Annotated in this window: 1 pseudogene; it reads left to right on the top strand. The window is 45.4% G+C overall.

Features of this window, described 5'->3' with window-relative positions:
- Position 1: 1 nt before the first annotated feature.
- Positions 2-328: pseudogene (locus AB4486_RS23570) on the top strand (undecaprenyl-phosphate alpha-N-acetylglucosaminyl 1-phosphate transferase); the annotation flags it as partial.

Genomic DNA, 328 nt, shown 5'->3' with positions numbered 1-328 from the left:
TATTATTATCGGGGCGCTTGATGACAAATTCGACATTAGCTTCAAAATACGACTGGTGGTGCAAGCAATTCTCTCCATCGGCATGATGTATTTCGCCGACATTCGATTAGATAACATTGGTAACCTGTTTGGTACTGGCGACCTGCATTTAGGCTTCCTGAGCCCTATAGTGACGGTACTCGCTGTGATTGGTGCGATTAACGCGTTCAATATGGTCGATGGCATTGATGGATTGTTAGGTGGGCTTGCTATTGTAACTTTTGGCGGTATCGCCGTTTTACTTCAAGTCGACAGCCAACATGGCTTAGCGTATTTATGCGTGGTGTTC

The organism is Vibrio sp. 10N.222.55.C6 (genome assembly GCF_041473395.1).
Lineage (GTDB): Bacteria > Pseudomonadota > Gammaproteobacteria > Enterobacterales > Vibrionaceae > Vibrio > Vibrio crassostreae_C.
Note: the sequence above shows the minus strand (reverse complement) of the source record. Positions and strands in the feature narration are given on the sequence as shown.